The sequence below is a fragment of the Candidatus Margulisiibacteriota bacterium genome, from assembly GCA_041650855.1.
In the GTDB taxonomy this organism is placed as follows: Bacteria; Margulisbacteria; WOR-1; order O2-12-FULL-45-9; family XYB2-FULL-48-7; genus JALOPZ01.
The window spans coordinates 13,553-38,447 of sequence record JBAZKJ010000001.1 but is presented as its reverse complement, the minus strand read 5'-3'; the positions used below and the strand labels follow the sequence as shown (position 1 = coordinate 38,447).

Here is a 24,895-nt window from a genome sequence, read left to right as displayed (position 1 = left end):
TCCCGGGATAACGATAAATAACCGATGCATAAAGTTATGTCTTTGGCCGTCCGGCAGGGAGCTTTGGGCGTTAAGATAAAAGCCGGAGGAAAAGAGCTCGGTCCCCTGCGGGAGGTCCTGTGCAAGCGGGAACTGAGCTCGGTCCGGCAAAGATTGGCCGACCTGGAGCGGTTTTGCTTTGATTTCCGGCGGCTGGACAGGATCGATCTGGAACACCTGCATCTGCCGGAATTCGTTCCCAGCACGGAGATCACGGTCCAGACCGAGATCCGCCGCAACGATCGCCTGGACCAGCCTTACTTCCCTTTCATTTTTTCTCAGGCGGGAGCAACGCCCCGGGAACTGGGCCGCGTTACCCTGATCTATGAACCGTCGGCCAGGGCGTTATCGCTCTATACTTGCGGCAACCTCCAGATCAACCACGGCGAGCGGCTGCAGCTGGAACTGATCCCCCGGGCCTTTATCGGCGCCGCGCAGATCTTGCGGGCGCTCAGCCTGCCGGTCGAACACGCGTATGCTTTTTACATCTTGTGGGGCGACGATTACAGTAATCCCGAAATGGAAATTGTCGATCCCCAGGTGCAGCAGCGGATCGACCGGGTTTTTCACGTCCTCGGCCAGCTCGGCTTTAGCGCCGGGCATCCCGCCAATATCGCGCAGTCGATCAACCCGGGCGGCGCGATGATGATCGGCCTGGACCGGCTAGAAGCGCTGTACGGCGAGAACCGCTGGCAATGGACGTATTTACAGCGTTTCGGGCAAGAATGGGCGGAGCTGCTCGACCGGGACGAGATCGAACAACGCCTGGATGAAGCCGAGCAGGCTTTTACGCGGCAGAGCGCGCTGGCGCTTGCCCACTGGCGGGGAAGCAAGGAGGAAACCGCCCGGTTAATGGCCGGCGGCAAGACCGAACTGCTCCGGCTCGTAGCGGACAACCGGGTTTCGCCCGCCCTGACGGCCGAAGCCGTTCACCGGCTCGTGACCGGTTTTCCCCTGGGACGCCAGGACAAGGAAGAGCTGCTCGAACTGTTCAAGCTCAGCGAATACCCGGTCAAAGCGCTGGACGATGAGAGACTTGACCGGGACCTCTGGCATTCTTTACCCAATGGCGTCCGTTATCGGCTCCTGCGGTCGGAGCGGGTTGACTGGGCGATAAAACGGGAACTTTTCTTCTACTTCCGGGACCTGGGCGGCTTGGCTAACTTGAAAGATCCGGCGGTAATCGGCTTGGTAAACGAGGCGGTGCGGGACTTTACCCGGGAACAAATAGTGGAGTTGTTCGGCCTGTCGGATAAATACCGGAACAGCCAGGTGGCCGAGGTTTTTCGCCGGTTGTTGAACGAGGAACTCGCGCGCCGGGGCGGGCGGCCGGAATAGCGGCTTATTTCTGCGGCGCGTTTATCTTAGCTTCAGGGCTGACTTCACAGGCGGGGACGATCTCCATCTTCATTATCTCGAGTTTATATTTAGGGTCTTCCTTAGGTGCGGCCGGTTTACTCCCCATGGCATAAGCAGCGCTTAAGGTCATCGTTAGCAGGGCGAGGACAGCCATTAGTCGCTTCATTTTATCTTGTTCCTCCCGTCAACATGGACGATCTGCGGTTTGATCTTGCCCGCTTTTCTTTGTTCTGCAAAGCCGTAAGAGAGGATGATCACTTTCTGGCCTTTTTTGCCCATTTTCGCGGCCGGGCCGCGGAGCGATATTTCCCCTTTTTTGCCGATTATAATGTAAGTCTCGAAGCGCTTGCCGTTGTCGAAATTCAGGACATGGACCTTTTCGCCGGCGATCAGGCCGGACGCTTTAAGGAGGAGGGGATCAACGGCGATGCTCCCCTCGTAGTTTAGCAAGGTAGAGGTGATCGTCGCCATGTGGATCTTCGATTTTAGGACGGAGATCAGCATATTCAGGCACTATTATACTTGAATCAGGGGTCCTTTTCAAATATAATGGCCGCATGGCGGAAGAACTGAGGATCCACCGGAACATGACGATCGCGGAGGCGCTCAAGCTGAAACCGCTGATCGCCGGCATCCTGATGGGGAAGGGGATGCATTGCCTTGGCTGCGTCATCGCCCAAGGCGAGACGATCGAGCAGGCGGCGGAGGTCCACGGGTTGGACGTAGAAGAGCTGATGCAGGAGCTGAACGCCTGATGGTCAAGGTTTACTCGACCCCCTCTTGCCCGTACTGCAAAATGGCCAAACAATTCCTGGCGGAGAATAACGTCGCTTTCGACGATATCGACGTTTCCCTCAACCAGAACCTGGCGCACGAAATGATCCAGAAGTCGGGCCAAATGGGGGTACCGGTCTTGGACATCGACGGCCAGATCGTCGTCGGTTTCGATAAGAGTAAGATCAAGCAGCTGCTAAATCTTAAGTAGCAGCCCGGGGAACGCCTGTGGGGGCGTTGAGAGCTCCGAGCGAATCGGAGGACCCGAATAACCTGAACAGGTTAAGACCTGCGGAGGGAGAAAAACATGAACAAGGAAAAACTGCCCGAGCTCGGTAAGATCCATCCCGCTTTTTTTGACCGCGTCATCTATCCCCGTTTAGGTAAAGCGGATAAGCAGATCGTTATCGGGCCCCGCCACGGCGTCGATTACGGGGTCCTCAGGGTCGGCCGCCAATACCTGGCCATGTCGACCGATCCGTTCTTCATCGTTCCCGCCTTCGGCTTCCAGAAAGCGGCCTGGTTCGCTTTTCACATCATCTGCTCCGACGTGGCGGTCTCGGGCTTAACGCCCAAGTATCTGGCGATCGACCTCAACCTGCCGCCGGAAATGACGGAAAAACAAATGGCGCAAATGTGGGAGTCCGTTCACCTCGAAGCGAAAAAATACGGGATCAGCATCGTGACGGGCCATACCGCCCGCTACGCCGGCTGCAATTACCCGATGGTCGGCGGGGCGACGGCGATCGCCGTCGGGCCGAAAAAGGAACTGCGCGGTCCCGCCCTGGTCAAGCCGGGCGACCTGATCGTGGTGACCAAAGGGCCGGCGATCGAGACGACCGGGCTTTTGGCCGTCCTTTTTCCCGCTCAATTCATCAGGGCCGGCGGCCGGAAATTCCAGCGGGAAGCGGCGGCGGTTTTCGGCCAGATGTCGGTCATGGACGATTGCGCGATCGCCCGGCGGTTCCCCGGCGTCCGCGTGATGCACGACGCGACCGAATGCGGGATCTGGGGCGGTCTGTACGAAATGGCCCGGGCCGGCCGCTACGGTTTCCGGGTCGAACAGGAGCTGATCCCGGTCCAGCCGGTGATCAAGCGAACAGCCGAGCTGTTCGACTTCGACCCGTTCTGCGCGATCAGCGAGGGAACGCTGCTGGCGGTCGTCGACCGGCGGGAAGCCGGTAAGCTGGTTGGCGCCTTTGACCGGGCGGGGATAATGAGCGCGATCGTCGGCGAAGTGACCGCGGCGCGGCAAGGTTTGAAAATAGCCAGCCAGGGGCGGGAACGGGAGCTGGCACATCCGAAAGTCGACCCTTACTGGCAGCTGGTAGAGAAATTCTCTAAGCCGGCTTGACCTCGAACTTCTCGACCAGTTTACAGGGCTGGTAAGATAACTTAGCTTTCCTGATCCCGGGTATGCCCAGATCTTGTTCCAGGTCGATGTGTTTAAAGCCGCTAAAGCATTTATTATTCGCTTCCCAGAGCGTCGTCTGGAAACCGCCCGAGAGCTCCGGGTCGCTGTAGAGAAAGTGGACGGAAACCGTTTCCGGGTTGAGCTTGCTGCCCAGAGTAAACCCTTTCATTTGCCCATTGACCATCAAGGCGCCGCCCAGAAAGTTGAGCGGCTTAAAAAGAGCAAAAGCTTCAGTAATGGCTCCTTTTTGCGAAATATAAGCGAGGCGGGGGAAATAACGCGACTCTTCACGGACCTGAAACCACTTTTCAAATAAAGTTAAAGCCTCTTTTTTATGTCCCGGGGTTAGCGCCACGAACCGGTAATCGGGGTATCTGGCCTGGAACCTTTTCAGGTGGTTCCGCTTGCCGTCGTATTTCCGTCCTTTTAGTTCGGCCAGATCGGTCCGCAAATAGAGATAGTCGAACTGGTTGCGGAGCGGGGAAAAATGATAATGATCTTTTGGCAAAAGATCGGCAAAGCTCCGGGAAACCCGGGAAACGCGTCCGCTATGTTTCAACATCACCCGGGTCGTATCGCCCAGGTTATTACGGCCGAGCGGCTCGAGAAAATAGGCGGGTTCATTCGGCGGGTCGAGCAAAACGCAGGTATTATTATTGATGCAGGTGACTTGCGGCCGGTCGAATTCCCGCCAGACGAAAAGGTTGCCGAGAGAGAGTTCGCAGATCTCCCGCGAAGTTGCCCGCAGCTGACGCACCAGCAGCGCCTTGTCCTCGAGCGAGAGCGGTCTAAAGTCGGGATAATGGGGGATCATCCGGATATTTTACCATGACGGCGCATTGGCCGGGGAGGCATTGGTCGCAGCCGTAGACCGCTTTCGCCGGGAGACCGGCGAGCGGCGCGGTTTCCTGGAAACCAAAACGCCGGAAAAAGCCGGGGATGATCGTGTAAAGATAAACGGGTTTCTTTTTATCGGACAATACCGACTGGAGCAGGGCGGTAGCGATCCCTTGTTTTTCCCGGGCCGGGAGAACGCCAAGCGAAGTTAGGAAAAAAAACTGCGGGTGTTCTTCGAGCCGGACGACGCCGACGATCCGGCCGACGGTCTCGGCGACAGTAAAGTGATCGAGCGTTTCCGCGGAGTAGCGGAGGTCGGCGGCGTCAAGGACCGCGGCGATCCCGGGGAGATCGGCCGGCGCAGCTGGCCTGATCGTGATCACTTGTACTTTGGTTCTTTCCCGAGCTGGGCGCGGAGCGCGTCGACCTCTTTTTCCAGCTCGACCATTTTTAGCTCGCGCCCGACGGCGAGATCGCTGATCTGCTTGAGATCGGCGGCCGAGTCCCGGAGCGATCGTTCAGCGCTCTTGAGCGCGCTGATGTCGGTCACGACCCCCAGGATCGCCGGGCCGTCGCCGTATTTGATCAGTTTCGTCGCGATGGTGGTGGCGATCCGCCGGCCGTCCTTGGCGATCAGCGCGTACTCGTAAGGAGCGATCTCCGCTCCGGCCAGATGGCTTTGCATGTTTTGTTTGACCCGCTCGAGATATTCCGGCGCGATCAAATGCAAATAATTGAAATCGGGGCGATAAAACTCCTCAAGGGAATAGCCCAGCATTTCGACCGCTTTTTTGTTCGTGAAAACTACCCGCCCTTGTTGGTTGATAAAGATCATGCTGGGGGACGATTCCGCCAGCGTGCGGAACGTCTCCTCCGATTTGGCCAGCTTGGACTCCGCCGTTTTGCGCTCCGTGATGTTCCGGACGATCACCAGCGCCTGTTCGTGGCCGGCCGGGGAAATGCTGGCCTGGAAATACTGTTCGCCGGCCTTGAGCGGCAAGCTGTATTCAATGGTGATCAGCCGGTTATTGCGCAGCGCTTCACTGATCGCCTGCTGAGCCCGTTGGCCGGTCGGCACGGGGAGAATATCGGAGACCGGGCGGTTCATAAAGACGTTGGGCGGGACGAACAGGTCCGATTCCCTGCCGGCCTGGTAATCGACGATCTTTCCTTGGCTGTCGGTAATGAACAATAGATCGGGGATCATCTGGAAGATCGCTTTCAGCCGGGCGGCCTCTCTTAATTCCAGCTCTGCCAATTCCTGCCGCGCTTTCAGCGTGGCAGCGAGCAGGTTGGCGCAGCAAAAAGTGAAGAGCGCTCCCCAAAAAAAGACCTGGGCGACCACGGTCCCCTCCAGATAGTGATTCTTGCTCGTGATCAGGTTGACCAGATAAACGAGATAGCCGAAGATAAAACCGCCGAGTAAAACGCTCAGGGCGATCCACCAGCCGAACAAGCTTTTTTGTCCGTAGTTGCGCCATGTCAGCCAGAAGTAGTTAAGTGAGAGGCCGAGCAGCACGGTGCCGAGCACGACGCTGATGATATTGAACATTTTCGTCTTCTTCTCCTCGGCCGGCAAAATGCGGCTCTTTTACTCTGACCCGCTAGGGATTATATGCTAAAATAGTGTGTATGGCAACAATTAAGGAATTGATCATTGTCGGGGCGGGGCCGGCGGGGATCACCGCCGCGGTCTACGCTGCCCGGAAGAAGCTCGATTTTACCTTGGTCTCCCGGGATATCGGCGGCCAGGCGGCCTGGTCGGGCGAGATCGGCAACTATCCCGGCTATCAGTACATCAGCGGGTTTGAACTGGTCACGAAATTGCGGGAACACCTCAAAGCTTTCCAGTTCGAATTAAAAGAAGGCGAGGAAGTGACGGCGATCAGGCAGGCGGAACAGGGCTTTGCGGTCGTCCTGCAGAACGGCGAAGAGCTGGCGGCGAAAACGGTCATCATGGCGACCGGCAAAAGGCCCCGCCTGCTCAACGTTCCCGGCGAAGCGAAATATTTACGCAAAGGGGTCAACTTCTGCGCCACCTGCGACGCGCCGCTCTTTGGCGGTAAGGAGGTGGCCGTGATCGGTGGGGGGAATTCCGCCCTGGACGCCGCCCTGCAACTGGACCGGATCGCGAAGAAAGTTTACGTCATTACGAACGGCAAGGAGTTCACCGGCGACGCGGTAATGATCGATAAATTGAGAAAATCATCCCGGGTCGAGATCCTGTGCGAAACAAAAGTGCTGGAGTTCTTCGGCGAACGGTTCCTCAAAGGGATCAGGCTCGAGCTTTTTGGGCTGAAAAAAGAGCTGGCGGTGGAAGGGGCCTTTATCGAGGTCGGCCTGGTCCCTAACGCGAATTGCGCCGATTTTGCGGCGAAGAACGAGCGCGGCGAGATCGTGGTCAACAGCGCGACCGAGACCGCGGTCCCCGGTTTCTTTGCCGCCGGCGACGTGACCGACGTGCCGGAAAAACAGATCATCGTGGCCGCCGGGGAAGGGGCGAAAGCGGCGCTTTCCGCTTTTCGTTTTCTGACGAGGCACTAAATGGAAGAACTGCTCAGGATCGATGACCTGCATTTACAAGTCGGCGGGCGGGAGATACTGCGGGGGCTGCATTTCGTCCTCCACCGGGGGGAAAAGGCGGTGATGTTCGGCCCGAACGGCGCCGGGAAAAGCTCGCTGATCTACGCGCTCCTCGGTTATCCCGGTTATCAGGTGACCAAGGGGAAGATATTCTTCCAGGGGCGCGACATTACGGCGTTGCCGACCAATGAGCGGGTCAAGCTCGGCCTCGGCGTCTCTTTCCAAAATCCCCCGGCCATCCGCGGCATTAAGCTGAGCGAGATGCTGACCGTTTGCCGGCCGGCGATCACGCCGGCGGAAATGGCGCAGAACGCGGCGGCGCTGAACCTGACCGAGTTCCTGGGCCGCGACATCAACCTCGGGTTTTCCGGCGGCGAGGTCAAGCGCTCCGAACTGCTCCAGCTCATCGCCCAGCGGCCGGCGCTGGCGCTGTTCGACGAGCCCGATTCCGGCGTTGATCTGGAAAACGTGGAACTGCTCGGCAAACGGATCAACGATTATCTAAAACTTAATTCCGGGCTGATCATTACGCATCAGGGGTATATTCTAAATTATATCGAAGTGACCAGGGCGTGCGTTCTCTATGATGGGGCACTGGTCTGCAGCGGCGACCCAAAAGGGATCCTGGAGGATATCAAGCAAAAAGGTTATGAAGGCTGCGTTAAGTGCCGGGTGAGGAAGCACGATGAATAATGCAATAAACAAATTAAGCGAACTGCCGCCGAACGTCCAGGAAACCTCCCTGCTGGTCGGCGTCGATCCGAGCGAAAAAGAGCGGTCCGGCTCGTTCTTTCAGGTCGACCAGCAAGTCCTCTGCGCCCGCTCGGTCCAGCCGGGCGTCGAAATGTTGAGCACGGAGGCGGCGCTGCGGAAATATGGCGGGCTGAAAGAGTATTTCTGGCAGGCGGTCGACCCGCACAAGGACGAATTCACCAAAGCGGCCGCCGCCGAACAGGCGCCGAAAGGCTATTTTATCCGGACCGCGCCGGGGGTGGAGACGATCTATCCGCTCCAGGCCTGTCTTTACATCGGTAAAGAAGGGATGGCGCAGAAGGTCCACAACGTCATCATCGCGGAAGAAGGTTCGCATTTGCATATTATCACCGGCTGCACGATCGCTACCCATATTAAAAGCGGGATGCATATCGGGGTTTCCGAGTTCTTTATCAAGAAAAATGCCAGTATTACTTTTACCATGGTCCACAATTGGGCGGAGGAGGTCGAGGTCCGGCCCCGGACCGTGGCGCACGTTGCTGAGGGCGGAACTTTTATCAGTAATTACATCTGTCTTAAGCCGGTCAAGATGCTGCAACTTTATCCGACCGTGCATTTGAACGGGCGCGGGGCGAGGGTCGTCTCGAGCTCGGTCGTTTACGGCAAGAAAGATTCCGTGATCGATACCGGGTTTCGCGCGATCCTGAAGGCGGAGGGGACGAGCGCCGAGAACATCGCCCGGGCGGTCGCGACCGACCGGGCGCGGATCTTTGCCCGCGGCCACATGATTGGCGCGGTGCCGGGCATAAAGGCGCACATCGAATGCCGCGGCCTGGTCCTGTCGCCGACCGCGTCGATCCACGCGATCCCCGAGCTGGAAGCGCAGCGGGAGAATTTGGAGATGTCGCACGAAGCGGCGGTCGGCAAGATCGCCGAAAAAGAGATCCTTTATCTGATGTCCCGCGGCCTCTCGGCCGACGAAGCGACCGCGGCGATCATCCGCGGGTTCCTCAAGGTTGACTTGGTCGGTTTACCTGATAAGCTGAAAAAGGAAGTCGACAAATTAATGGAAATGGAGTTGGCGATATGAACATCTGGTTCGCGTTGTTATTATCCGGCCTGGCCGGTCTGGCGACGATCATCGGCAGTTTTCTCGGCATCATCTACCACAAGCCGAGCAGCCGCTTTATGGCGGCCACGCTCGGTTTCTCGGCCGGGGTCATGATCCTGGTCTCTTTTGTCGAGCTGCTGGGGCAGGGGATCCACTTGGTCGGTTTCGGCCCGGCCCATGTGGCTTTTTTCGGCGGCCTGCTGGTGATGTTCTTGATCGACAACGCTATTCCGCACGATTACCTGGCCGAACATAACCTGACCGACCAGCACCACATTAGCAAGAATTTGCTGCGTACCGGTCTCTTTGTCGCTTTGGGTATCGCCATCCATAATTTCCCCGAGGGGTTGGCGGTCTTTGCCGGCGGTTTGTTCAACGTCAAACTGGGGATCGCCATTGCCGTCGCGATCGCCCTGCATAATATCCCCGAAGGGATAGCCGTTTCCGTGCCGGTCTACGCGGCGACCGGGAGCCGGCGCAAGGCCTTTCTCTGGTCGGCATTCTCCGGTTTGGCTGAGCCGCTGGGGGCAGTGATCGCGGCGCTTTTCCTGATGCCGTTCCTGAACCAGGTGCTGCTGGGGTACATCCTGGCGGCCGTAGCCGGGATCATGGTCTTTATCTCGATCGACGAGCTGGTGCCGACCTCGCGCGCCTGCGGCCACGAACACCTGAGCATCGCCGGTTTTATCGGCGGGATGATGGTCATGGCCCTCAGCCTTTGGTTGATGATGTTATGATCGACGAACGGATCAAGCAACAGCTCCTTGTTTTCCAGCGCAACGAGATCACCGAGCACCTGATCTATCTGCTGCTGGCCGCAACGGAAAGGTCCGAGCGCAACAAGGACGTTCTGCGGCGGATCGCGGGCGACGAGCTCCGCCATTACGGGATCTGGCGCAAGATCACCGGCCAAGAGGTTCCGCCCGACCGTTTTAAAGTGCGGCGCTATCAGTTATTGGCCAAATTATTGGGAGTGACCTTCGCGATCAAGCTGATGGAGAGCGGGGAAGAAGGGGCGCAAGACGCTTACGGCCGGATCGCTGCGGTAGTGCCGGAAGCGGCGCAGGTCAAAAGGGAAGAAGAGGGGCACGAAAAAGAGCTGATCGCCCTGATCGACGAGGAGCGGCTGCAGTATATCGGCTCCGTTGTCCTTGGCCTGAACGACGCGCTGGTTGAACTGACCGGAACCCTGGCCGGGTTAACCTTTGCGCTGCAGAACGCCAAGCTGGTCGGCGTTGCCGGGTTGATCACCGGGATCGCCGCTGCGCTTTCCATGGCCGCTTCCGAATACCTCTCGACCAAGGCGGAAGGGGGAGCAAAGAACCCGCTCCGCGCCGCGGTTTATACCGGGATAGCTTACGTGATCGCCGTGACGGTGTTGATCCTGCCGTTCCTGCTGCTCGGCAACCCTTATGTTTCTTTGTTGTTAGCGTTGACCGGAGCGATCATCGTGATCTTTTGTTTTACCTACTATTATTCCGTGGTCCGCGGGGGCTCTTTCCGGCGGCGTTTTCTCGAGATGGTCGGCGTTAGCCTGGGGGTAGCCGGCCTGAGCTTTCTGGTCGGCTTGCTGGCCAGGCAACTGCTCGGAGTCAACCTCTAACCTTCAACGATCCAGCGTTCCTGTTCGCGGAACCAGTCCGCGGGGCGGTTCAGGTATTGTAAGGTTTCATCAAGAATGGCGTAGTGCTCTCTTTCCTCCTGAGCCAAGGCAGCGTAAAACTTTCGGGCGGTTGGGTCGTCGCTGCCCTGCGAGATCTTGTCATACAGCGTAAAACTGTCCCGTTCCAGCCCTTCGGCGATCTGATAAGCTTCGTTGATATCATCGGCTGATTCGAATTTTTTGTTCAGACCGGTTTTTAACCGGCTGAAGATCGGCCGGAGCAGTTCTTCTTTGGTCGGCGGGATCTCAACGGTCGCCAGCCAGTTGTCGATCAGCGGTTTTTCTCCGGTCAGGCTCCGATAGAATTCACCGATCCGTTTAATATGTTCCAGCTCTCGTTCGGCCAGACTGGCCAGGGTTGAGGCGGCCAGCGGGTTACTTGTTTTCTTTGCCGTTGCAGTATAGAAAGCGTACCCCTTTTCTTCCAGTTCGATCGAGAGCTTGACGTCCGGTTTAATATCCATTATTTCCCTCCCGGTAATATTCTGGCATTGTAACAAAGGGAGTTGCCTTGAACAAGGAGATTTGAGAGAATGACCCAGGAGGTGCCTTTATATGGCAAGTTTGTTAGGGATCTATAAGTGCGAAGTTTGCGGGAACATCGTTGAAGTGCTCCACGCGGGCGACGGCGAGCTGGTCTGCTGCGGTAAACCGATGAAGCATATGGCGGAAAATACCGTGGACGCGGCCAAGGAAAAGCACGTGCCGGTGATCGAGCGGAGCGAACGGGGTTTGCTGGTCAAGATCGGCGCGGTGCCGCACCCGATGGAAGAGAAACATTACATCGAATGGATCGAGCTGGTGGCCGGCGGTTTGACCTACCGCAAGTTCCTGCGGCCGGGGGACAAACCGGAAGCCTTTTTCGAAGTGACCGCCCACAATGTCACCGCCCGGGAATATTGCAACATCCACGGGCTTTGGATGGCAAAGGAATAGCGGAATGAAAAAATACGTCTGTAAGGTTTGCGGCTACGTTTACGACCCGGCGCTCGGCGATCCGGACAATGGGATCGCTCCCGGGACAGCCTTTGAGCAGATCCCGGACAGCTGGGTTTGCCCGGTTTGCGGCGCCGACAAGAGCCAGTTCGAGGCCCAGGCGTGACCGCCCGCCTGCTCAAAGATAATATTTGGGCGGTCGGCGCGCTCGACTGGGACCGGCGCTTGTTTGACGAACTGATCCCGCTCCCCGACGGCACTACTTATAATTCCTACCTGATCCGGGGGAGCGAAAAGACGGCGCTGATCGATACGGTCGACCCGACCAAGGAGCGCGAGCTGCTCGCGAACCTCCGGGAGCTGGCGATCGGCAAGCTGGACTATGTCGTTGCGCACCACGGCGAACAGGACCATTCCGGGGCGATCCCGGCGGTCTTGGCCGCGTACCCCATGGCCAAGGTAGTGACCAACCAGAAGTGCGCCGACGAGCTCAAAGAGCATCTGCTGGTGCCGGATGAGAGGTTTATTATCATCAAGGACGGCGAAACGCTCTCGCTCGGCGATAAGACCCTGCAGTTCATCTTTACCCCCTGGGTCCACTGGCCGGAAACCCTGGTCACCTACCTGAAAGAGGACCAGGTCCTTTTTACTTGCGACTTTTTCGGGTCGCACCGGGCGGACAGCGAGCTTTACGCGGTCGACGAGCCGGCGGTCTACCGTTCGGCGAAGCGCTATTTCGCGGAGATCATGCTGCCGTTCCGGACGCAGATCAAAACTAACCTGGACAAGCTCAAAGACCTCGGCTTTACGCTGATCGCGCCGAGCCACGGCCCCGTTTACCGGCGCCCGGCATTCATTATCAACGCTTATAAAGAGTGGGCTGCCGACCAAGTCAAGAACGAGGTCGTCTTTCCTTATGTTTCGATGCACGGGAGTACGGCGGCCATGGCTGACCGCTTCATCGGCGCCTTGATCAAGAAAGGGATCGCGGTCAAACCGTTCAACCTGCCGCGGACCGACGTCGGCGAGCTGGCCATGGCGCTGGTCGACGCGGCGACGGTGGTGATCGGTTCGCCGACCGTGCTGGCCGGCCCGCATCCGGCCGCGGTCTACGCCGCATACCTGGCGAACGCCTTGCGGCCCAAGACCAGGTACGCTTCACTCCTTGGCTCGTTCGGCTGGGGCGGGAAAATGGCCGAGACGCTCGTCGGGCTGCTGCCCAACCTGAAAGTTGAGATCATCCCGCCGGTGATCGTTAAAGGATATCCGAAACCGGCCGATCTGGCGGCGCTCGACCAGCTGGCCGAAATCATATATAATAAGCACCAGAACGACCCGTTAGTGAGAAAGGAGTAAGACGGATGAAGAGCGTTAAAGGATCCAAAACCGAACAGAACCTGTTAAAAGCGTTTGCGGGCGAGGCGCAGGCGCGGAATCGTTACACTTATTTTGCCGGGGTAGCGAAAAAGGCCGGGTTGGAACAGATCGCGGCGGTCTTTTTGGAAACTGCCGATAATGAAAAGGAGCATGCCAAGATATTCTTTAAGTACCTGGAGGGTGGGGAGCTTTCGATCACCGCGGCTTATCCGGCCGGGGTGATCGGCGACACGGCGGCCAACCTGCAGGCGGCGGCTGATGGTGAAAAAATGGAGTGGTCGAAATTGTACGCTGATTTTGAGCAGACCGCCCGGGCGGAAGGCTATGAAGAGGTCGCGGTCTCCTTTAAAGAGATCGCCGAGGTTGAAGAACAGCATGAGAAACGCTATCGGGCGCTGCTGAAGAACGTCAAGGAAGGAAAGGTCTTCAAAAAGGGCCAGAACGCCAAATGGCATTGCCGGAATTGCGGCTACGTTCATGAAGGTCCGGAAGCGCCGGCCGTTTGCCCGGCCTGCCGGCATCCGCAGGCCTATTACGAACTGCTGGCGGAGAATTACTGATGAAAAGCTATATTTGCCCGATCTGCGAGAATAAGATCGAAGTGCCGGAGACGGTCAAGGTCAAGGAGCGGATAACTTGCCCGACCTGCTTCGCCCAGCTGGCGCTGCACAATGTTCACGGCAAGCTGATCCTCGGCTGCGCCCTCTGCAACGAGCCGCAGTTCGATCCGTCCAACTGCGGCGATTGCGAAACGCGCCGGGAGAAGAAAAAACTGTACACTGACGGAGCGCTCTGATCCTAGCCCCTTTCCTGGCCGCTTTGACGGTGATCGCGCTGGCCGAGCTTGGCGACAAGACCCAATTGCTGACCTTCGGTTTTGCCGCCCGCTATCCATTCTGGCCGGTTATGTCTGGGGTGGCGTGCGCCACGGCCGCCCTGATGGCGGCGGCGGTCATTTTCGGCGGTTTCCTCAACCGGTTCGTTCCGCTCTTTTACGTCCAATCATTCGCCGGGACTTTATTTATTCTCTTTGGCCTCTGGACCTTGTTCGGCAAGGAAGAGGCGGAGGCAGAGGCCAAGACGGGGGCGGGCGGTAGCCCGTTCTGGATCGTCTGCGGCAGTTTTTTCCTGGCGGAACTCGGCGATAAGACCCAGCTGGCGACCCTGGCCTTGTCGGCCAAGTACGGCGCGCCGCTGGCGGTCTGGGCCGGAGCGACCCTGGCGATGGTCTTTATTAACCTGATCAGCGTCCTGGCCGGGGGCTGGACCCGGCAATATGTCCCGGCCAAAGCGGTCAAATACGTCGGCGCCGCCGTTTTTATCCTCTTTGGCCTCTGGACCTTCTGCGAGCTGTTCCGTGCTTGATCGCGGCGTTGTTTACCGGTTGGACGGAGACCGGGCGCTGATCGAAATGTTCCCCGAAGCCAAGTGCCGCGGCTGCGCCGCCTGCCAGCTGCTGGCGCCCGGGCGGCACGGCCTGACCGCGGCCAATCCGCTGGGCGCTAAGGTCGGCGATCAGGTCGAGGTCGAAATAACGGCGGAAGCTAACCGTTTGATCCCGCTGATCGTCTTCGGTTTACCGATCGGCTGCTTTGTTCTGGGTCTAGCGGCCGGAAGCTTGTTCTCCGAACTCTGGAGCATTATTCTGGCCTTGCTTTTTTTGGGAGCCAGCTTTTACTTGGTCCGCCGGTTCGACCGTTTTGCCGCCACGCAGGCCCGCTTTCAGAGCCGCATTGTCGGGGTCAGTTAGAATATGGTATAGTTACCCCATGGAAATACAAATTGTTTTTGTCCTGCTGTTCGCTTTAAATCTTTGGCTGATCTGGCAGTTCCCCGCTTATCGGACGGTCGGCAGTGGCCTGTTCCTGCTCCTGCCGCTCGGCACGGTGTTCTTTCCCCAACCGCAGTTCGCGCTCGATTATTTTTGGTGGCGGATCGCCGGGGCGGCGCTAATTGTCGCCGGCGCCGGCCTGATGGCCTGGGTCAAGATGGCCGCCGGCCGGACGCTGCTGGAGATCGGCCAGGTCCCGGCCGGGATCGCGACTGCCGGCCCTTACGGTTACCTGCGCCACCCGGTCTACCTTGGCGTTATTTTTATCCAGGTCGGCTGGTGGTGGCTTTGGGCCGCCGTCTATTCGTTCTATTTCGGGATGTTCATTGTCGGCTTGATCTGGCTGCAGGGCTATTTGGAAGAAAAACTGGTCATGCAAAAGCAGTTCGGCGACAAGTTCCTCGACTACCAAAAAACGACGGGAATGTTCTGGGTTAAATAACGGGGGGAGCGGATGGCCCTGACCGAAAGCGAACAAAGCCTGCTGGCCGCCGACCTGAAGATCAAGTTCTTCTGGGCGATCTTGGTCCGTTACGCCGTCATGCTCTTCGGCCTTTTTCTGCTGTTCTATTCGTATTCCAACGGGATCAACATCGGGCCGATCATTAATCTATTGGTCTTCATCAGTGCTTATAATTTACTGGCTCACGCTTATTACCTGGCCCGGTCCCGCCAGCGGTTCTGGCAGATGTTCCTGGCAATCGGCCTGGTCCAGCTGCTCGACCTGCTGGCGGTGACATATTTGATCTACCTGACCGGCTGGCTGGAGAGCCCCTACTGGTTCCTTTATCTGGTCATGATCATCATTGCCGGCTTCGGCTACTTTTCCCGCTACTCCAGCGTCGTTTTCCTGATCGCCCTCTTTTCGGCCCTGTTCTATTTTGGCCTGCTGTTTTTGACTTATTTCGGCATTATACCGGCTTACGGCCCCAGCTTTACTTTATCGCCGCACCAGCTGCTTCTTTTGATCATCAACCGGGCCGTCTTTACCATTAGCTCGTTCTTCCTGTTCGCCGCGACGATCTACTATTTTTCCAAGACCCTGACCCAGAACCAGGACGCCCTGGCCGGCAAGAACCGCGAGCTGGTCAACGCCATGGAAGCGCTCCGGCAGATCGACCGGATCAAGGACGATTTTGTCGCGACCGCCTCGCACGAGCTGCGGACGCCGCTGGCCGTGGTCCGGGAGAACATCAGCCTGGTGAAAGACGGACTGGCCGGCCCGGTCGCCCCGAAACAGGCGCAGCTGCTGGCGACCGCCCAGCAGAACATCGACCGGCTGGCGCAGATCCTGGACAGCCTGCTCGACATCGCCAAGATCGAGTCCCGCTCGCTGGAATTGAAACGGGAAAAAGCGGACATTGCCAAACTGGCCGAGCAGGCGGCTGGCTTGATCATGGGGTTAGCGGAGAAAAAACAGATCAGCGTAGTGGTGAAACCGCCGGCCGGCGGCGCGCTCGCCTGGGTGGACCGCGATCAGATCCTGCGGGTCTTTATCAATCTGCTGGATAACGCGATCAAATACACGCCGAATAACGGCCAGGTCACGGTGATCGTTTCGCTGCGCGGCGGGGTGATCCGCAGTTTAGTGGCGGACACGGGGCTCGGGATCGCGCCGGAAGACCTGTCGCTGATCTTTGAGCGGTTTGTCCGGCTGACCGGTGCCGCCGAAATGGCCAACCGGGGGACCGGGCTCGGCCTGTCGATCTGCAAGGGGATCGTCGAACTGCACGGCGGCAAGATCTGGGCGGAAAGCCGGCCGGGGACGGGAACTAGGGTCATTTTTGAATTGCCCGAGGTGGTATCATGAGCGAACCGCGCAAGAAAATCCTGGTGATCGAGGACGAGCTCGACCTGGTGGAAGGCCTGCGGCTCCGGCTGGAAGCGAACGGTTACGAAGTGCTGGTCGCCAGTGACGGCGCGGACGGTTTAAACCAGGCCAGGAACAAATGTCCCGACCTGGTCATTCTCGACGTGCGGCTGCCGAAGCTGGACGGCTATAACGTCTGCCGGATGCTGAAGTTCGATGAAAAATACCAGAAGATCCCGATCATCATGCTGACCGCGCGGGTGCAGCAGGCCGACGTCAAGCTCGGCAAAGAGGCCGGGGCGGACATTTACATGACCAAGCCGTACAAATCGGAAGAATTGCTGGCGAACATCAAGAAGCTGCTGCCCGGGGGTTGATCAGCGTTCCCAGATCCGGGCGTTATATTCCGCCACCATCCGCTGGGTGTTGAAGAAGCCGGCCTCCGCAAGGCAATTGATCATCATCTCCAGCCATTCCGACTGCTCGATCGGCGTCCGGCCGCTGGCCGTGCCGTAGTAAAGCGGGATCAATTCCTCGAGCGTTTTGTACAGTTCCTGCGAGTCCTGTGCCAGCTTCAAGTCATGCTCGCTGCCGATCTCGCCGGGGGGCGGGACGTAGCCGAAGATCCGGCCGATCTTTTTGTCGGCCGCTTCCACCACCCAGCCGTCGAGGGTGGAGAGCTGGAGCACGCCGTTGTGGAGCGCTTTCATGCCGCTCGTGCCCGACGCTTCGAACGGCGGGAGCGGGTTGTTGAGCCAGACGTCGACGCTGCTGGTCAGCAGTTTGGCGAAATAGGTGTCGTAGTTCTCCAGGAAGACGATCCGCAGCCGTTTGCGCTCGCCGGAAAGCATGGTGATCTTTTCCAGCATGTTGTCCATGTGGATGGAGGCGGGGACGTCCGCCGGATGCGCCTTGCCGGCGATCACGATCTGGATCGGGCCGTATTTCTTGGCCATTTCCAGCAGGCGGTTCGGGTCCTGCAGCAGCATGGTCGGCCGTTTGTACGGCGCCAGGCGGCGCGCCCAGGCAATGGTGAAAGCGTGTTCGTCGAAATACCAGTATTCCAGGAACTTGGCCAGGGCGCGCTTGTTCTCGACGTGCGCCTGCCACAAGTCGCGGCGGAACTCCGGGTCGTTCTTGATGTTCTGGACGTTCTGCAGCAGATTATTATCGTTGACCCAGTCGCCGATCCGCGCCTGGTATTTGAGCAGGACGTTCTTGATCGCCGCCGACATCCAGGTGGGGGTATGGACCCCGTTGGTGATGCTGATGATCTTTTCCTTGAACCGGGGGAACTGGAGACGGGTGACCTCGCCATGCTTGGCCGCCACCGCGTTGGCGTGCGCGCTGGTGCTCATCGCCAATAGGGTCAGGTTGCCGACGTTGGGTTGTTTTTCGTCCCGGCCGTAACGTTTGACGATCTCGGCGGCCTCGTTGCCGATCGTGGCCGTCAGCTCCTGCAGGTCAAAGCGGTCGTGCCCGGCCTCGACCGGCGTGTGGCAGGTGTAAGCGAACGAGCTCTTGAGCTTTTCCGGGTCCTCTTTTTTCGCTTTTTCCACGAAAGCCAGCGCGGCGTGCCCTTCGTTCAGGTGGTATTTGCTGATCGAGTAACCGAGCGCTTCCAGCGCCTTGACCCCGCCCATCCCGAGGATCGCCCGCTGGCAGAGCTTGATCCAGCCGTTGGTGCTCCGGTAGAGCTGGTCGGTCAGCTCGCGGAAATAATCGGGGTTTTCCGGCACGTTGGAGTCGAGCAGGACGAGCGGGATAACGTGTTTCAGGTCGTGGGAGTAGACGTAATATTTCCAGAGCTTGAGGAGCAGTTTCTGGCCGCTGATCTCGATCTCGATCCGCGGTTTGAGCGGGATCAGGCCGGGATAGGAGTGCGGGTCCCAGGCCATTTCGTCGGGGGCCTGGCCGCCGGCGCGGAACCAGAACTTCTGTTTGAAGTAACCTTTTTCCCAGAGGATGCCGACACCGGCCAGCGGGAGCGCCAGATCGGCGGCCGACTTCAAAGCGTCCCCGGCCAGTACGCCGAGGCCGCCGCTGTAGATCGGCAAATCGATGATCTTGCTCAAGGGGAGGAAATGGTAGTAATCCATGTCCTTCATGTTGGAAAAGACCTCGTGCTGGGCGATCCGATTCGAGCCGCTGATCGGGTTAACGGTCTGGAAGGTGTGGTAAACGCTGGGGGCAAGGCCGAACTCCATGGAAAAATAGGCGATCGAGCGTTCGGCCGCGGCCAGGAGCCGTTCTTCCGCTTTGATGATCGGCTCGAGCGGATAACCGCAGAACTCGGTCTCGGAAATATCCTTTAAATATTTTTCCTGCGAGTCATCGAGCCGGGAGACTTCAAGGAATCTTGGTATCATCACTGTTTATTTTATAGAAAAAACCGGCCCGGCGCCACTACTATTTTGTTTGACACGGCAGACGATAAAAATTATACTCTTAACAATGGCGAAAGTCCGTCTATTCGCGGTTTTTTTGTTAATTTTATCCGCTTTTTGTGGCCAGGCGATCGCTGCCACTTATTACGTTGACGCCGCCACGGCCGAAGGGAACCTGGTCGGCGACGGGTCTTCCGGCAATCCCTGGCAAACCATCACTCACGCGCTGACCATTGCGTCGACCGGCGACACGATCATGGCCCAACCCGGGCTTTATTCCACGACGATGACCGGCTCCGCGGAAACTTTGCCGCTGATCGTCAGTAACGGCATCCAGGTCAAGGGGAACGGGTTGGCGACGGTCGAAGGGGACGGGAGCAATAACATATTTCAGCTTGAACGGTTCGCGGTGCTGGAAGCGCTGGACATTACCGCGCTCGGGTCGAAAAAAGGGGTCCTGATCACCGGCCCCGGCAACGAGGTCAGAAGCTGTACGGTCTATTCCGGCACCATGTCGAGCGACGGGATCCATTTTGACGGCGAAGTTTCTTTTGAGGCGTCCGGCCGCGTCGTCAATTGCCTGGTCCGCAACGTTTTTCGCGGCATCCGCCTGAATGGCGGGTCGGGGACGGTGACGATCGAAACCTCGACTATCCGCAACATTACTCAAGAAAACATCAAGCTCGACGGCTGGACCGGTTACGTATTGATCAGGCAGAACCTGATCAGGAGTGCCGTGGCCGGTTGGCAAGGGATTGTTATCTATGCCGGCGATCCGTCGGTCTCGATCGAAGGGAATACGATCGTTCGGAACAGCAAGGGGATCGAACGGTCCAGCGGAACGGTTTCGGCCCGGAATAATATTATCGCGCTTGGCGGAGCGGGCAGTTACGGTATTTACGGGACGGTTGCTTCCACTTACAACGATCTATTCGGCAATACGACCAACTGGTCGGGGGCTGCGTCGGGCGAGGGGGATATCGTTGCCGACCCGCTGTTCGTCAGCGCCGAGGCGCATAATTATAATCTCCAGTACCTTTCGCCGGCGGTCGACAAGGGCGATCCCGCGTCGCCGGCCGATCCGGACGGGACGCGTGCCGACATCGGGGCTTACTACCGTAACCAGACCAATGATCCGCCGATCGTGGCGCTTACCGCGCCAAACGGCGGCAACAAGATCAAAGGGGGGAGCGATTATACCGTGACCTGGACGGCGACGCAGGCGGCGGTTTACGTCGGCTACGTCGCCATCGATTATACGACCGGCGACGCCTATTCGTTGATCGCCACCAACGAGGCGAATGACGGCAGTTACAGCTGGACCGTCCCGCCGGTCACCACGCTGGAGGCCAAGGTCAGGGTCACGGCCGTTTCCACCCTGGAAGTGCCGGGGACCGCCGAGTCGGCGAGCGTGTTCACGATCGACTCGATCGCGCCGACGGTTTCGGTCACTTATCCCGACGGCGGCGAAAAGCTGCGGGGCGGGACGCTTTGCACGATCACCTGGACGGCGAGCGATAATTTTAACCTGGCCGCCAACCCTATTACTTTAGCTTACACGACCGGCGACGCCTACGTGACGATCGCGACGGGAGAGGCGAACGACGGCAGTTACGGCTGGACCTTGCCGGAGATCGATACCAGTGAAGCCAAGGTCAGGGTCCAGGCGGTTGACGAGTGCGGCAACGTCGGGACCGACGAAAGCGGCGCCGTCTTTATCATCGACGTGACGCCGCCGACCGCGCCGGTGCCGGTCACTCCGGCCGACGGGGCGGTGACGCGCGAAACGACGCCGCAGTTGACCTGGGAAGCGGCGACCGACAACCTGTCGGGGGTCGTTAGCTACGAGATCCACCTGGATACAAGCTTGATCACGCAAGGGGCGACGACCGACTATACGCCGGCAACCCCGTTAGTCGATGGTTTGCACACCTGGGAGGTCCGGGCCAAAGATGGCGCGGGGATCTGGGGGAATTACGGGAGTACCCGGACATTCAGCGTCGATACGCAAGGGCCGACGGTGGAAAGCCTGGCGCTTAAAGACCGGACCACCGGTAATACTCAAGAAACGAACGACCGGATAGTTTCCGTGGAAGCGAGCGGGGTCAGCGGCGCGCCGTCGCAGCTGATGCTGTCGGGAAGCGCCGATTTCAGCCTGGCAGAGTGGCAGCCGTACCAGAACCCGGTCACTTTCGAGGTTGGCGCCGGCGAAGGGAGCAAGACCGTCTATTACAAACTGCGCGACGCGGTCGAGAACGTCTCCGTGACGTTCGAGGCGGCGATCTTTCTCGACCTGACGCCGCCGGTCGTGACGGTGGAGGCGCCGGTCGGCGGCGAAAAGTGGCAGGGGGGGACGGTCAAACAGATCAACTGGCTGGCGACCGATATCCGCGGTTTAGCGGTAAACCCGATCGCGCTCTATTACACGACCGGCGAAACCTATCAGCTGATCGCCAGCAACGAAGCGAATGACGGAACTTACGATTGGACGCTGCCGGAGACCGATACCAGCGAAGCTAAGGTCAAAGTGCTGGCCCGCGACCTGGCCAACAATACCGCCTCGGCCGAGAGCGCGGCGCCTTTCATCATCGACGTCACACCGCCAACCGCTCCAGTCCCGGTTACCCCGGCCAACGGGAGCACGACCAAAGAAGCGGCGCCGCAACTGACCTGGGAAGCGGCGACCGACAATTTGTCGGGGGTCGTCAGCTACGAGGTCCGCCTCGATCTCAACCTGGTCACGCAAGACGCCGCGACCAGCTACACGCCGGCGCCGTTAGCCGAAGGGCTGCATACGTGGGAGGTGCGGGCGAAAGATGGGGCGGGGATCTGGGGGAACTATTCCGCCGCTTTCCTTTTTACCGTGCTGACCCAGGGGCCGTCCGTGGAAAGCATTGCGCTCAAAGACCGCACGACGGGAAGCACGCTGGAGACCAACGACCGGATAATGACGGTAGAAGCGGCCGGCGTTACCGGCAGCCCGACAGAGATGCTCATCTCGACCAGCGAGTCGTTCGCGGGAGCGGAGTGGCGCTCTTATCAGCCGCTGACGACGTTCGAGGTCGACGCTGGCGATGGGAACAAGACCGTATATTACAAATTGCGCGATGCCGGGCTCAATGAAAGTAACACGGTTTCGCGCTCGATCATCCTGGACACTGCGCCGCCGACGCTTAGCCGGATCGAACTGAGGGACCGGACGACCGGCAGTACGCTGGAGACCAACGACCCGCTGGTCACGGTCGAGGCGTTCGATGTAGCCGGGTCGCCGGAAACAATGCTGGTCTCGGAATACGAGGATTTTTACGGCGCCGAGTGGGAAACTTATTACCAAAAATTCGTAGGTATATTGACGGCCGAAAGCAGGGTCCAGACAGTGTACTTTAAACTGCGCGACCGGGCCCAGAATATCTCGGTGACTAAAGAAGCCTCGATCTATGTCGATCTGATCCGGCCGCTGGTGACGGTCGAATCCCCGGCCGGTGGCCAGAAATGGGCGGGTGGAGCCGCCAGGCTGATCGATTTTTCCGCTACCGATGAGCGGGGGATAGCGCCGAATTCGTTGTCGCTCCGGTATTCGACGGACGGCGGCTCGTCGTATCCCAATTTGATCACCCAGGAAGCGGCGGTCGTTTCCCCGTATAGCTGGAATATCCCGGCGACGATCAACTCGACCCAGGTCAGGATCAAGGCCGCGGTCCGCGATCAGCCGGGGAATCTGGGGACGGGCGAATCGGCGGCGAATTTTACGATCGATTCGACGCCGCCCCTGATCACGGCCGAGGTCCCGGCCGGCGGGGAAAAATGGCAGGGCGGGGCAGCGAAGACGATTAACTGGCAAGCCACCGACAATCTCGCCCTGGCGGCCGATTCGGTTTATCTCTACTACACGACCGGCGAGGCGGATCTGCCGATCGCCGCCGGCATTGCCAATAACGGGACATATCCGTGGACCACGCCGGCGCTTAATACGAATGAGGCAAAGGTCAGGATCACCGCCAGCGACGAGTGCGGCAACATCGGCTCGCGGGAGAGCGGCAGTTTTATCATCGATATCACGCCGCCGACGGCGCCGGTCTTGCTGACGCCGCCGAGCGGCTCCACCACCAGCGACGCGACCCCGCTCTTCAGCTGGACGCCGGCGACCGATAACCTGTCGGGCATCGCCAGTTACGAGATCAACCTCGACTCCGCCCTGATCACCCGGGACGCCACCGCCGCTTATACGCCGGCGACCGCGCTGGCTTCCGGGGCGCATACCTGGGAGGTTCGGGCCAAAGATGGGGCGGGGTGGTGGGGGAGCGAGAGCGCGCAGTGGACTTTCACGATCAAACTGAACGGGCCGGCCGTTGACGGGATCACGCTCCGGAACCTGGCGACCGGCAACGCCAACTACACCAGGGAGCGGATCGTTTCGCTGGAAGCCGCCGGGGTCAGCGCCGACGCCGCGGAGATGATCGCGTCGGAAAACGCCGATTTTGCCGGGGCAAACTGGACCGCCTACCAGAACCCGGCCACTTTTGAATTGAGCGCCGGCGACGCGGTCAAAACGGTCTATTACCGGTTGCGCGACATCGCTCTGAATAAATCGATCACGGTAGAAGCCGCGATCAGGCTGGATACCATCGCTCCGCTGGTGACGGTGGAAGCCCCGGCGGGCGGCGAACGCATAGCCGCCGGATCGACCTTTAACATTCTCTGGTCCGCCACCGACGGCGGGAGCGGCGTCAAAGCGAACGGGATCACGCTCCGGTTCTCCGGGGACAGCGGCGGCAGCTGGTCGCTGATCGCCGGCAACGAGCCGAACGACGGCGCCTACAGCTGGACCGTGCCGGGCGGGGTGGAATCGAGCCATTGCCGGGTCAGCGTTGAAGCGGTCGACCGGGCGGGCAACGCCGACGGCGCGATGAGCGCCGGCGACTTTACGGTGGTCGCGGCCGGGCCGAACGCGCCGGCCTTGCTGACCCCGGCCGACCAAAGCTATCTCGCCACGGCGCAGCCGACCCTGGAGTGGGGAACGAGCAGCGGTGCGGTCAGGTACGCGTTGAGACTTGACGGGACGGAAGTCGCCAGCCAGGCGGCCACCAGCTATGCTCCGGCCGCCGCCCTGGCCGAAGCATATCACACCTGGGAAGTCCGGGCGCAGAATGACGTCGGGATCTGGGGGGCTTACAGCGGTGTCGGGACTTTTGCCGTCGACCAGACGGCGCCGGCGACGGTCTTCGGCGCTTTTCTCGACAACAGCAATCCGCTGCCGAGCTTTGAGGGGACGGCCAGCGATAATTTCCGGGTCGCGTCGGTCGAGGTCCGTCTCGATAACGGGAGCTGGAGCGCGGCCGTGCTAAGCGGCCATTTGTCGCGCGAAACGTTCAGTTATCAGGTCTTGACCGCGCTTGAGCGGGCCGGCCACACCATCGAAGCGCGCGCTTATGACGCGGCCGGCAACCTGACGCCGGCCGGCCAGCAGGCGCTGCTCAATTTCACCATTACCAAGGCGAGCGTTACGGTGCAGACCGCGGTCAACGGCGTGACGGTCGCCAGCGGCCAGGTGATCTCTTACCGGCCGGCATTCACGGTCAGCGTCGTTTCGCCGCTGGCGATCACGGAACTGAAGATCTCCGTCGACGGGACGATCATTTACTTAAGCGACGAGAGCTTCAAGAGCAAAACGGTGACCGTCTCGCCGGCGGGCGACCTGGCGGTCGGCAAGCACACGCTGCGGATCGAGCTGCGCAACGCTTTTGACGACACTTACACGACCTCCTACAGCAACCTGACGGTCGTCTCCGACGTCCGGGTCAGCGCGATCCCGACGGCGACCGGGGTGAATTTCACGGTCACGACCTCGTCGAGCGGCCCGGCGCTCTTCGTGATCCGGCGGCCGGGGCGGGAGACGATCTTCCAGAAACCGATCGCCGACCTGGGGACGGTCGGCACGATCACGGTCGATCGTTACGTGGCGGGGGAGACCCTGAAGGGGGCCTATATCTGGAAGATCATTTACAACGGCAACAAGAGCTCCAACACGGGAGGGTTCATTGTACCGTAAATTATTATTAG

Annotated in this window: 27 protein-coding genes and 1 riboswitch; of the genes, 20 read left to right on the top strand and 7 right to left on the bottom strand. The window is 59.3% G+C overall.

Annotated features, from left to right (window positions below; genetic code table 11):
- Positions 1-24 precede the first annotated feature (24 nt).
- Positions 25-1,377: a hypothetical protein gene (locus tag WC529_00220; protein MFA5112703.1), complete on the top strand. Its 1,353-nt coding sequence runs from the start codon at positions 25-27 to the stop codon at positions 1,375-1,377.
- A 4-nt stretch (positions 1,378-1,381) separates the two neighbouring features.
- On the opposite strand, the gene WC529_00215 is transcribed toward WC529_00220, so the two are convergent.
- Both WC529_00215 and panD read right to left on the bottom strand, forming a co-directional pair.
- Entirely contained in the window at positions 1,382-1,564 is a 183-nt protein-coding gene (locus tag WC529_00215; protein MFA5112702.1) for a hypothetical protein, read from the bottom strand.
- Positions 1,561-1,902: an aspartate 1-decarboxylase gene (gene panD / locus WC529_00210; protein MFA5112701.1), complete on the bottom strand. Its 342-nt coding sequence runs from the start codon at positions 1,900-1,902 to the stop codon at positions 1,561-1,563. Before panD ends, WC529_00215 begins: the two co-directional genes overlap by 4 nt.
- Before the next feature lie 53 nt (positions 1,903-1,955).
- Here panD and WC529_00205 point away from each other — a divergent pair, with 53 nt between their 5' ends.
- From WC529_00205 to WC529_00195, 3 genes are all read left to right on the top strand, one after another.
- Positions 1,956-2,153 carry a DUF1858 domain-containing protein gene (locus WC529_00205; protein MFA5112700.1) on the top strand — a complete coding sequence of 66 codons (198 nt, stop codon included), beginning with the start codon at positions 1,956-1,958 and terminating at the stop codon, positions 2,151-2,153.
- Positions 2,153-2,383: a glutaredoxin domain-containing protein gene (locus tag WC529_00200; protein ID MFA5112699.1), complete on the top strand. Its 231-nt coding sequence runs from the start codon at positions 2,153-2,155 to the stop codon at positions 2,381-2,383. The genes WC529_00205 and WC529_00200 overlap by 1 nt, the downstream gene beginning before the upstream one ends.
- Positions 2,379-2,489: riboswitch (TPP riboswitch) on the top strand. It overlaps the preceding gene by 5 nt.
- A complete protein-coding gene (locus WC529_00195) occupies positions 2,480-3,526 on the top strand; it encodes an AIR synthase family protein (protein MFA5112698.1) in 1,047 nt (348 codons plus the stop codon). Its footprint overlaps the riboswitch before it by 10 nt.
- Here WC529_00195 and WC529_00190 read toward each other — a convergent pair.
- From WC529_00190 to WC529_00180, 3 genes are read right to left on the bottom strand one after another with little or no spacing between them, the layout of a single operon-like run.
- Positions 3,513-4,400 (bottom strand): phosphatidylglycerol lysyltransferase domain-containing protein, encoded by an 888-nt coding sequence (locus tag WC529_00190; GenBank protein MFA5112697.1) that lies wholly within the window; start codon positions 4,398-4,400, stop codon positions 3,513-3,515. The two genes, WC529_00195 and WC529_00190, sit on opposite strands and share 14 nt — an antisense overlap.
- Positions 4,375-4,806, bottom strand: coding sequence for a GNAT family N-acetyltransferase (locus tag WC529_00185; protein MFA5112696.1), 432 nt, complete (start codon positions 4,804-4,806; stop codon positions 4,375-4,377). The genes WC529_00190 and WC529_00185 overlap by 26 nt, the downstream gene beginning before the upstream one ends.
- Positions 4,803-5,975 carry a PAS domain S-box protein gene (locus WC529_00180; protein ID MFA5112695.1) on the bottom strand — a complete coding sequence of 391 codons (1,173 nt, stop codon included), beginning with the start codon at positions 5,973-5,975 and terminating at the stop codon, positions 4,803-4,805. The genes WC529_00185 and WC529_00180 overlap by 4 nt, the downstream gene beginning before the upstream one ends.
- Positions 5,976-6,055: 80 nt before the next feature.
- Here WC529_00180 and WC529_00175 point away from each other — a divergent pair, with 80 nt between their 5' ends.
- Genes WC529_00175 through WC529_00155 form a run of 5 tightly spaced genes read left to right on the top strand, consistent with a single transcriptional unit; the run spans position 6,056 to position 10,434 of the window.
- Positions 6,056-6,967, top strand: a complete 912-nt coding sequence (locus tag WC529_00175) for an FAD-dependent oxidoreductase (GenBank protein ID MFA5112694.1) — start codon at positions 6,056-6,058, stop codon at positions 6,965-6,967.
- A 9-nt stretch (positions 6,968-6,976) separates the two neighbouring features.
- Positions 6,977-7,699: an ABC transporter ATP-binding protein gene (locus WC529_00170; protein ID MFA5112693.1), complete on the top strand. Its 723-nt coding sequence runs from the start codon at positions 6,977-6,979 to the stop codon at positions 7,697-7,699.
- On the top strand, positions 7,692-8,810 hold the full coding sequence (locus WC529_00165; protein ID MFA5112692.1) for a SufD family Fe-S cluster assembly protein: 1,119 nt from the start codon (positions 7,692-7,694) through the stop codon (positions 8,808-8,810). Before WC529_00170 ends, WC529_00165 begins: the two co-directional genes overlap by 8 nt.
- The gene (gene zupT, locus WC529_00160; GenBank protein MFA5112691.1) at positions 8,807-9,568 is read left to right on the top strand and encodes a zinc transporter ZupT; all 762 of its coding nucleotides are present in this window, start codon (positions 8,807-8,809) and stop codon (positions 9,566-9,568) included. The genes WC529_00165 and zupT overlap by 4 nt, the downstream gene beginning before the upstream one ends.
- Positions 9,565-10,434, top strand: a complete 870-nt coding sequence (locus WC529_00155) for a VIT1/CCC1 transporter family protein (GenBank protein MFA5112690.1) — start codon at positions 9,565-9,567, stop codon at positions 10,432-10,434. Before zupT ends, WC529_00155 begins: the two co-directional genes overlap by 4 nt.
- Here WC529_00155 and WC529_00150 read toward each other — a convergent pair.
- Positions 10,431-10,958 (bottom strand): ferritin family protein, encoded by a 528-nt coding sequence (locus tag WC529_00150; protein MFA5112689.1) that lies wholly within the window; start codon positions 10,956-10,958, stop codon positions 10,431-10,433. The genes WC529_00155 and WC529_00150 overlap by 4 nt on opposite strands.
- 91 nt (positions 10,959-11,049) lie before the next feature.
- On the opposite strand from WC529_00150, the gene WC529_00145 reads away from it, so the two are divergent.
- Genes WC529_00145 through WC529_00100 form a run of 10 tightly spaced genes read left to right on the top strand, consistent with a single transcriptional unit; the run spans position 11,050 to position 16,825 of the window.
- A complete protein-coding gene (locus WC529_00145; protein ID MFA5112688.1) occupies positions 11,050-11,430 on the top strand; it encodes a desulfoferrodoxin in 381 nt (126 codons plus the stop codon).
- Positions 11,431-11,434: 4 nt separating this feature from the next.
- Complete coding sequence (locus tag WC529_00140) at positions 11,435-11,596, top strand: rubredoxin (protein MFA5112687.1); 162 nt, start codon at positions 11,435-11,437, stop codon at positions 11,594-11,596.
- Positions 11,593-12,786: an FprA family A-type flavoprotein gene (locus tag WC529_00135; protein ID MFA5112686.1), complete on the top strand. Its 1,194-nt coding sequence runs from the start codon at positions 11,593-11,595 to the stop codon at positions 12,784-12,786. The genes WC529_00140 and WC529_00135 overlap by 4 nt, the downstream gene beginning before the upstream one ends.
- Positions 12,787-12,791: 5 nt before the next feature.
- Complete coding sequence (locus tag WC529_00130; GenBank protein ID MFA5112685.1) at positions 12,792-13,367, top strand: rubrerythrin family protein; 576 nt, start codon at positions 12,792-12,794, stop codon at positions 13,365-13,367.
- The gene (locus tag WC529_00125; protein ID MFA5112684.1) at positions 13,367-13,603 is read left to right on the top strand and encodes a hypothetical protein; all 237 of its coding nucleotides are present in this window, start codon (positions 13,367-13,369) and stop codon (positions 13,601-13,603) included. The genes WC529_00130 and WC529_00125 overlap by 1 nt, the downstream gene beginning before the upstream one ends.
- Before the next feature lie 29 nt (positions 13,604-13,632).
- A complete protein-coding gene (locus tag WC529_00120) occupies positions 13,633-14,172 on the top strand; it encodes a TMEM165/GDT1 family protein (protein ID MFA5112683.1) in 540 nt (179 codons plus the stop codon).
- Positions 14,165-14,557 carry a SoxR reducing system RseC family protein gene (locus WC529_00115; protein ID MFA5112682.1) on the top strand — a complete coding sequence of 131 codons (393 nt, stop codon included), beginning with the start codon at positions 14,165-14,167 and terminating at the stop codon, positions 14,555-14,557. Before WC529_00120 ends, WC529_00115 begins: the two co-directional genes overlap by 8 nt.
- 19 nt (positions 14,558-14,576) lie before the next feature.
- Positions 14,577-15,080 (top strand): methyltransferase, encoded by a 504-nt coding sequence (locus WC529_00110; protein MFA5112681.1) that lies wholly within the window; start codon positions 14,577-14,579, stop codon positions 15,078-15,080.
- A 12-nt stretch (positions 15,081-15,092) separates the two neighbouring features.
- Positions 15,093-16,448, top strand: a complete 1,356-nt coding sequence (locus tag WC529_00105) for a HAMP domain-containing sensor histidine kinase (GenBank protein MFA5112680.1) — start codon at positions 15,093-15,095, stop codon at positions 16,446-16,448.
- The gene (locus tag WC529_00100) at positions 16,445-16,825 is read left to right on the top strand and encodes a response regulator (protein MFA5112679.1); all 381 of its coding nucleotides are present in this window, start codon (positions 16,445-16,447) and stop codon (positions 16,823-16,825) included. Before WC529_00105 ends, WC529_00100 begins: the two co-directional genes overlap by 4 nt.
- Here WC529_00100 and glgP read toward each other — a convergent pair whose 3' ends face one another.
- Entirely contained in the window at positions 16,826-18,817 is a 1,992-nt protein-coding gene (glgP, locus tag WC529_00095; GenBank protein ID MFA5112678.1) for an alpha-glucan family phosphorylase, read from the bottom strand.
- Between the two features lie 85 nt (positions 18,818-18,902).
- Here glgP and WC529_00090 point away from each other — a divergent pair, with 85 nt between their 5' ends.
- Positions 18,903-24,884 carry a right-handed parallel beta-helix repeat-containing protein gene (locus WC529_00090; protein ID MFA5112677.1) on the top strand — a complete coding sequence of 1,994 codons (5,982 nt, stop codon included), beginning with the start codon at positions 18,903-18,905 and terminating at the stop codon, positions 24,882-24,884.
- The last annotated feature ends 11 nt before the right edge of the window (positions 24,885-24,895 follow it).

Excerpts from the sequence above, each read along its gene's own strand:
- WC529_00220 (MFA5112703.1), top strand. The coding sequence starts at position 25 with ATGCATAAAGTTATGTCTTTGGCCGTCCGGCAGGGAGCTTTGGGCGTT.
- WC529_00215 (MFA5112702.1), bottom strand. The coding sequence starts at position 1,564 with ATGAAGCGACTAATGGCTGTCCTCGCCCTGCTAACGATGACCTTAAGC.
- panD (MFA5112701.1), bottom strand. The coding sequence starts at position 1,902 with ATGCTGATCTCCGTCCTAAAATCGAAGATCCACATGGCGACGATCACC.
- WC529_00205 (MFA5112700.1), top strand. The coding sequence starts at position 1,956 with ATGGCGGAAGAACTGAGGATCCACCGGAACATGACGATCGCGGAGGCG.
- WC529_00200 (MFA5112699.1), top strand. The coding sequence starts at position 2,153 with ATGGTCAAGGTTTACTCGACCCCCTCTTGCCCGTACTGCAAAATGGCC.
- WC529_00195 (MFA5112698.1), top strand. The coding sequence starts at position 2,480 with ATGAACAAGGAAAAACTGCCCGAGCTCGGTAAGATCCATCCCGCTTTT.
- WC529_00190 (MFA5112697.1), bottom strand. The coding sequence starts at position 4,400 with ATGATCCCCCATTATCCCGACTTTAGACCGCTCTCGCTCGAGGACAAG.
- WC529_00180 (MFA5112695.1), bottom strand. The coding sequence starts at position 5,975 with ATGTTCAATATCATCAGCGTCGTGCTCGGCACCGTGCTGCTCGGCCTC.
- WC529_00175 (MFA5112694.1), top strand. The coding sequence starts at position 6,056 with ATGGCAACAATTAAGGAATTGATCATTGTCGGGGCGGGGCCGGCGGGG.
- WC529_00165 (MFA5112692.1), top strand. The coding sequence starts at position 7,692 with ATGAATAATGCAATAAACAAATTAAGCGAACTGCCGCCGAACGTCCAG.
- zupT (MFA5112691.1), top strand. The coding sequence starts at position 8,807 with ATGAACATCTGGTTCGCGTTGTTATTATCCGGCCTGGCCGGTCTGGCG.
- WC529_00155 (MFA5112690.1), top strand. The coding sequence starts at position 9,565 with ATGATCGACGAACGGATCAAGCAACAGCTCCTTGTTTTCCAGCGCAAC.
- WC529_00150 (MFA5112689.1), bottom strand. The coding sequence starts at position 10,958 with ATGGATATTAAACCGGACGTCAAGCTCTCGATCGAACTGGAAGAAAAG.
- WC529_00145 (MFA5112688.1), top strand. The coding sequence starts at position 11,050 with ATGGCAAGTTTGTTAGGGATCTATAAGTGCGAAGTTTGCGGGAACATC.
- WC529_00140 (MFA5112687.1), top strand. The coding sequence starts at position 11,435 with ATGAAAAAATACGTCTGTAAGGTTTGCGGCTACGTTTACGACCCGGCG.
- WC529_00130 (MFA5112685.1), top strand. The coding sequence starts at position 12,792 with ATGAAGAGCGTTAAAGGATCCAAAACCGAACAGAACCTGTTAAAAGCG.
- WC529_00125 (MFA5112684.1), top strand. The coding sequence starts at position 13,367 with ATGAAAAGCTATATTTGCCCGATCTGCGAGAATAAGATCGAAGTGCCG.
- WC529_00110 (MFA5112681.1), top strand. The coding sequence starts at position 14,577 with ATGGAAATACAAATTGTTTTTGTCCTGCTGTTCGCTTTAAATCTTTGG.
- WC529_00105 (MFA5112680.1), top strand. The coding sequence starts at position 15,093 with ATGGCCCTGACCGAAAGCGAACAAAGCCTGCTGGCCGCCGACCTGAAG.
- WC529_00100 (MFA5112679.1), top strand. The coding sequence starts at position 16,445 with ATGAGCGAACCGCGCAAGAAAATCCTGGTGATCGAGGACGAGCTCGAC.
- glgP (MFA5112678.1), bottom strand. The coding sequence starts at position 18,817 with ATGATACCAAGATTCCTTGAAGTCTCCCGGCTCGATGACTCGCAGGAA.
- WC529_00090 (MFA5112677.1), top strand. The coding sequence starts at position 18,903 with ATGGCGAAAGTCCGTCTATTCGCGGTTTTTTTGTTAATTTTATCCGCT.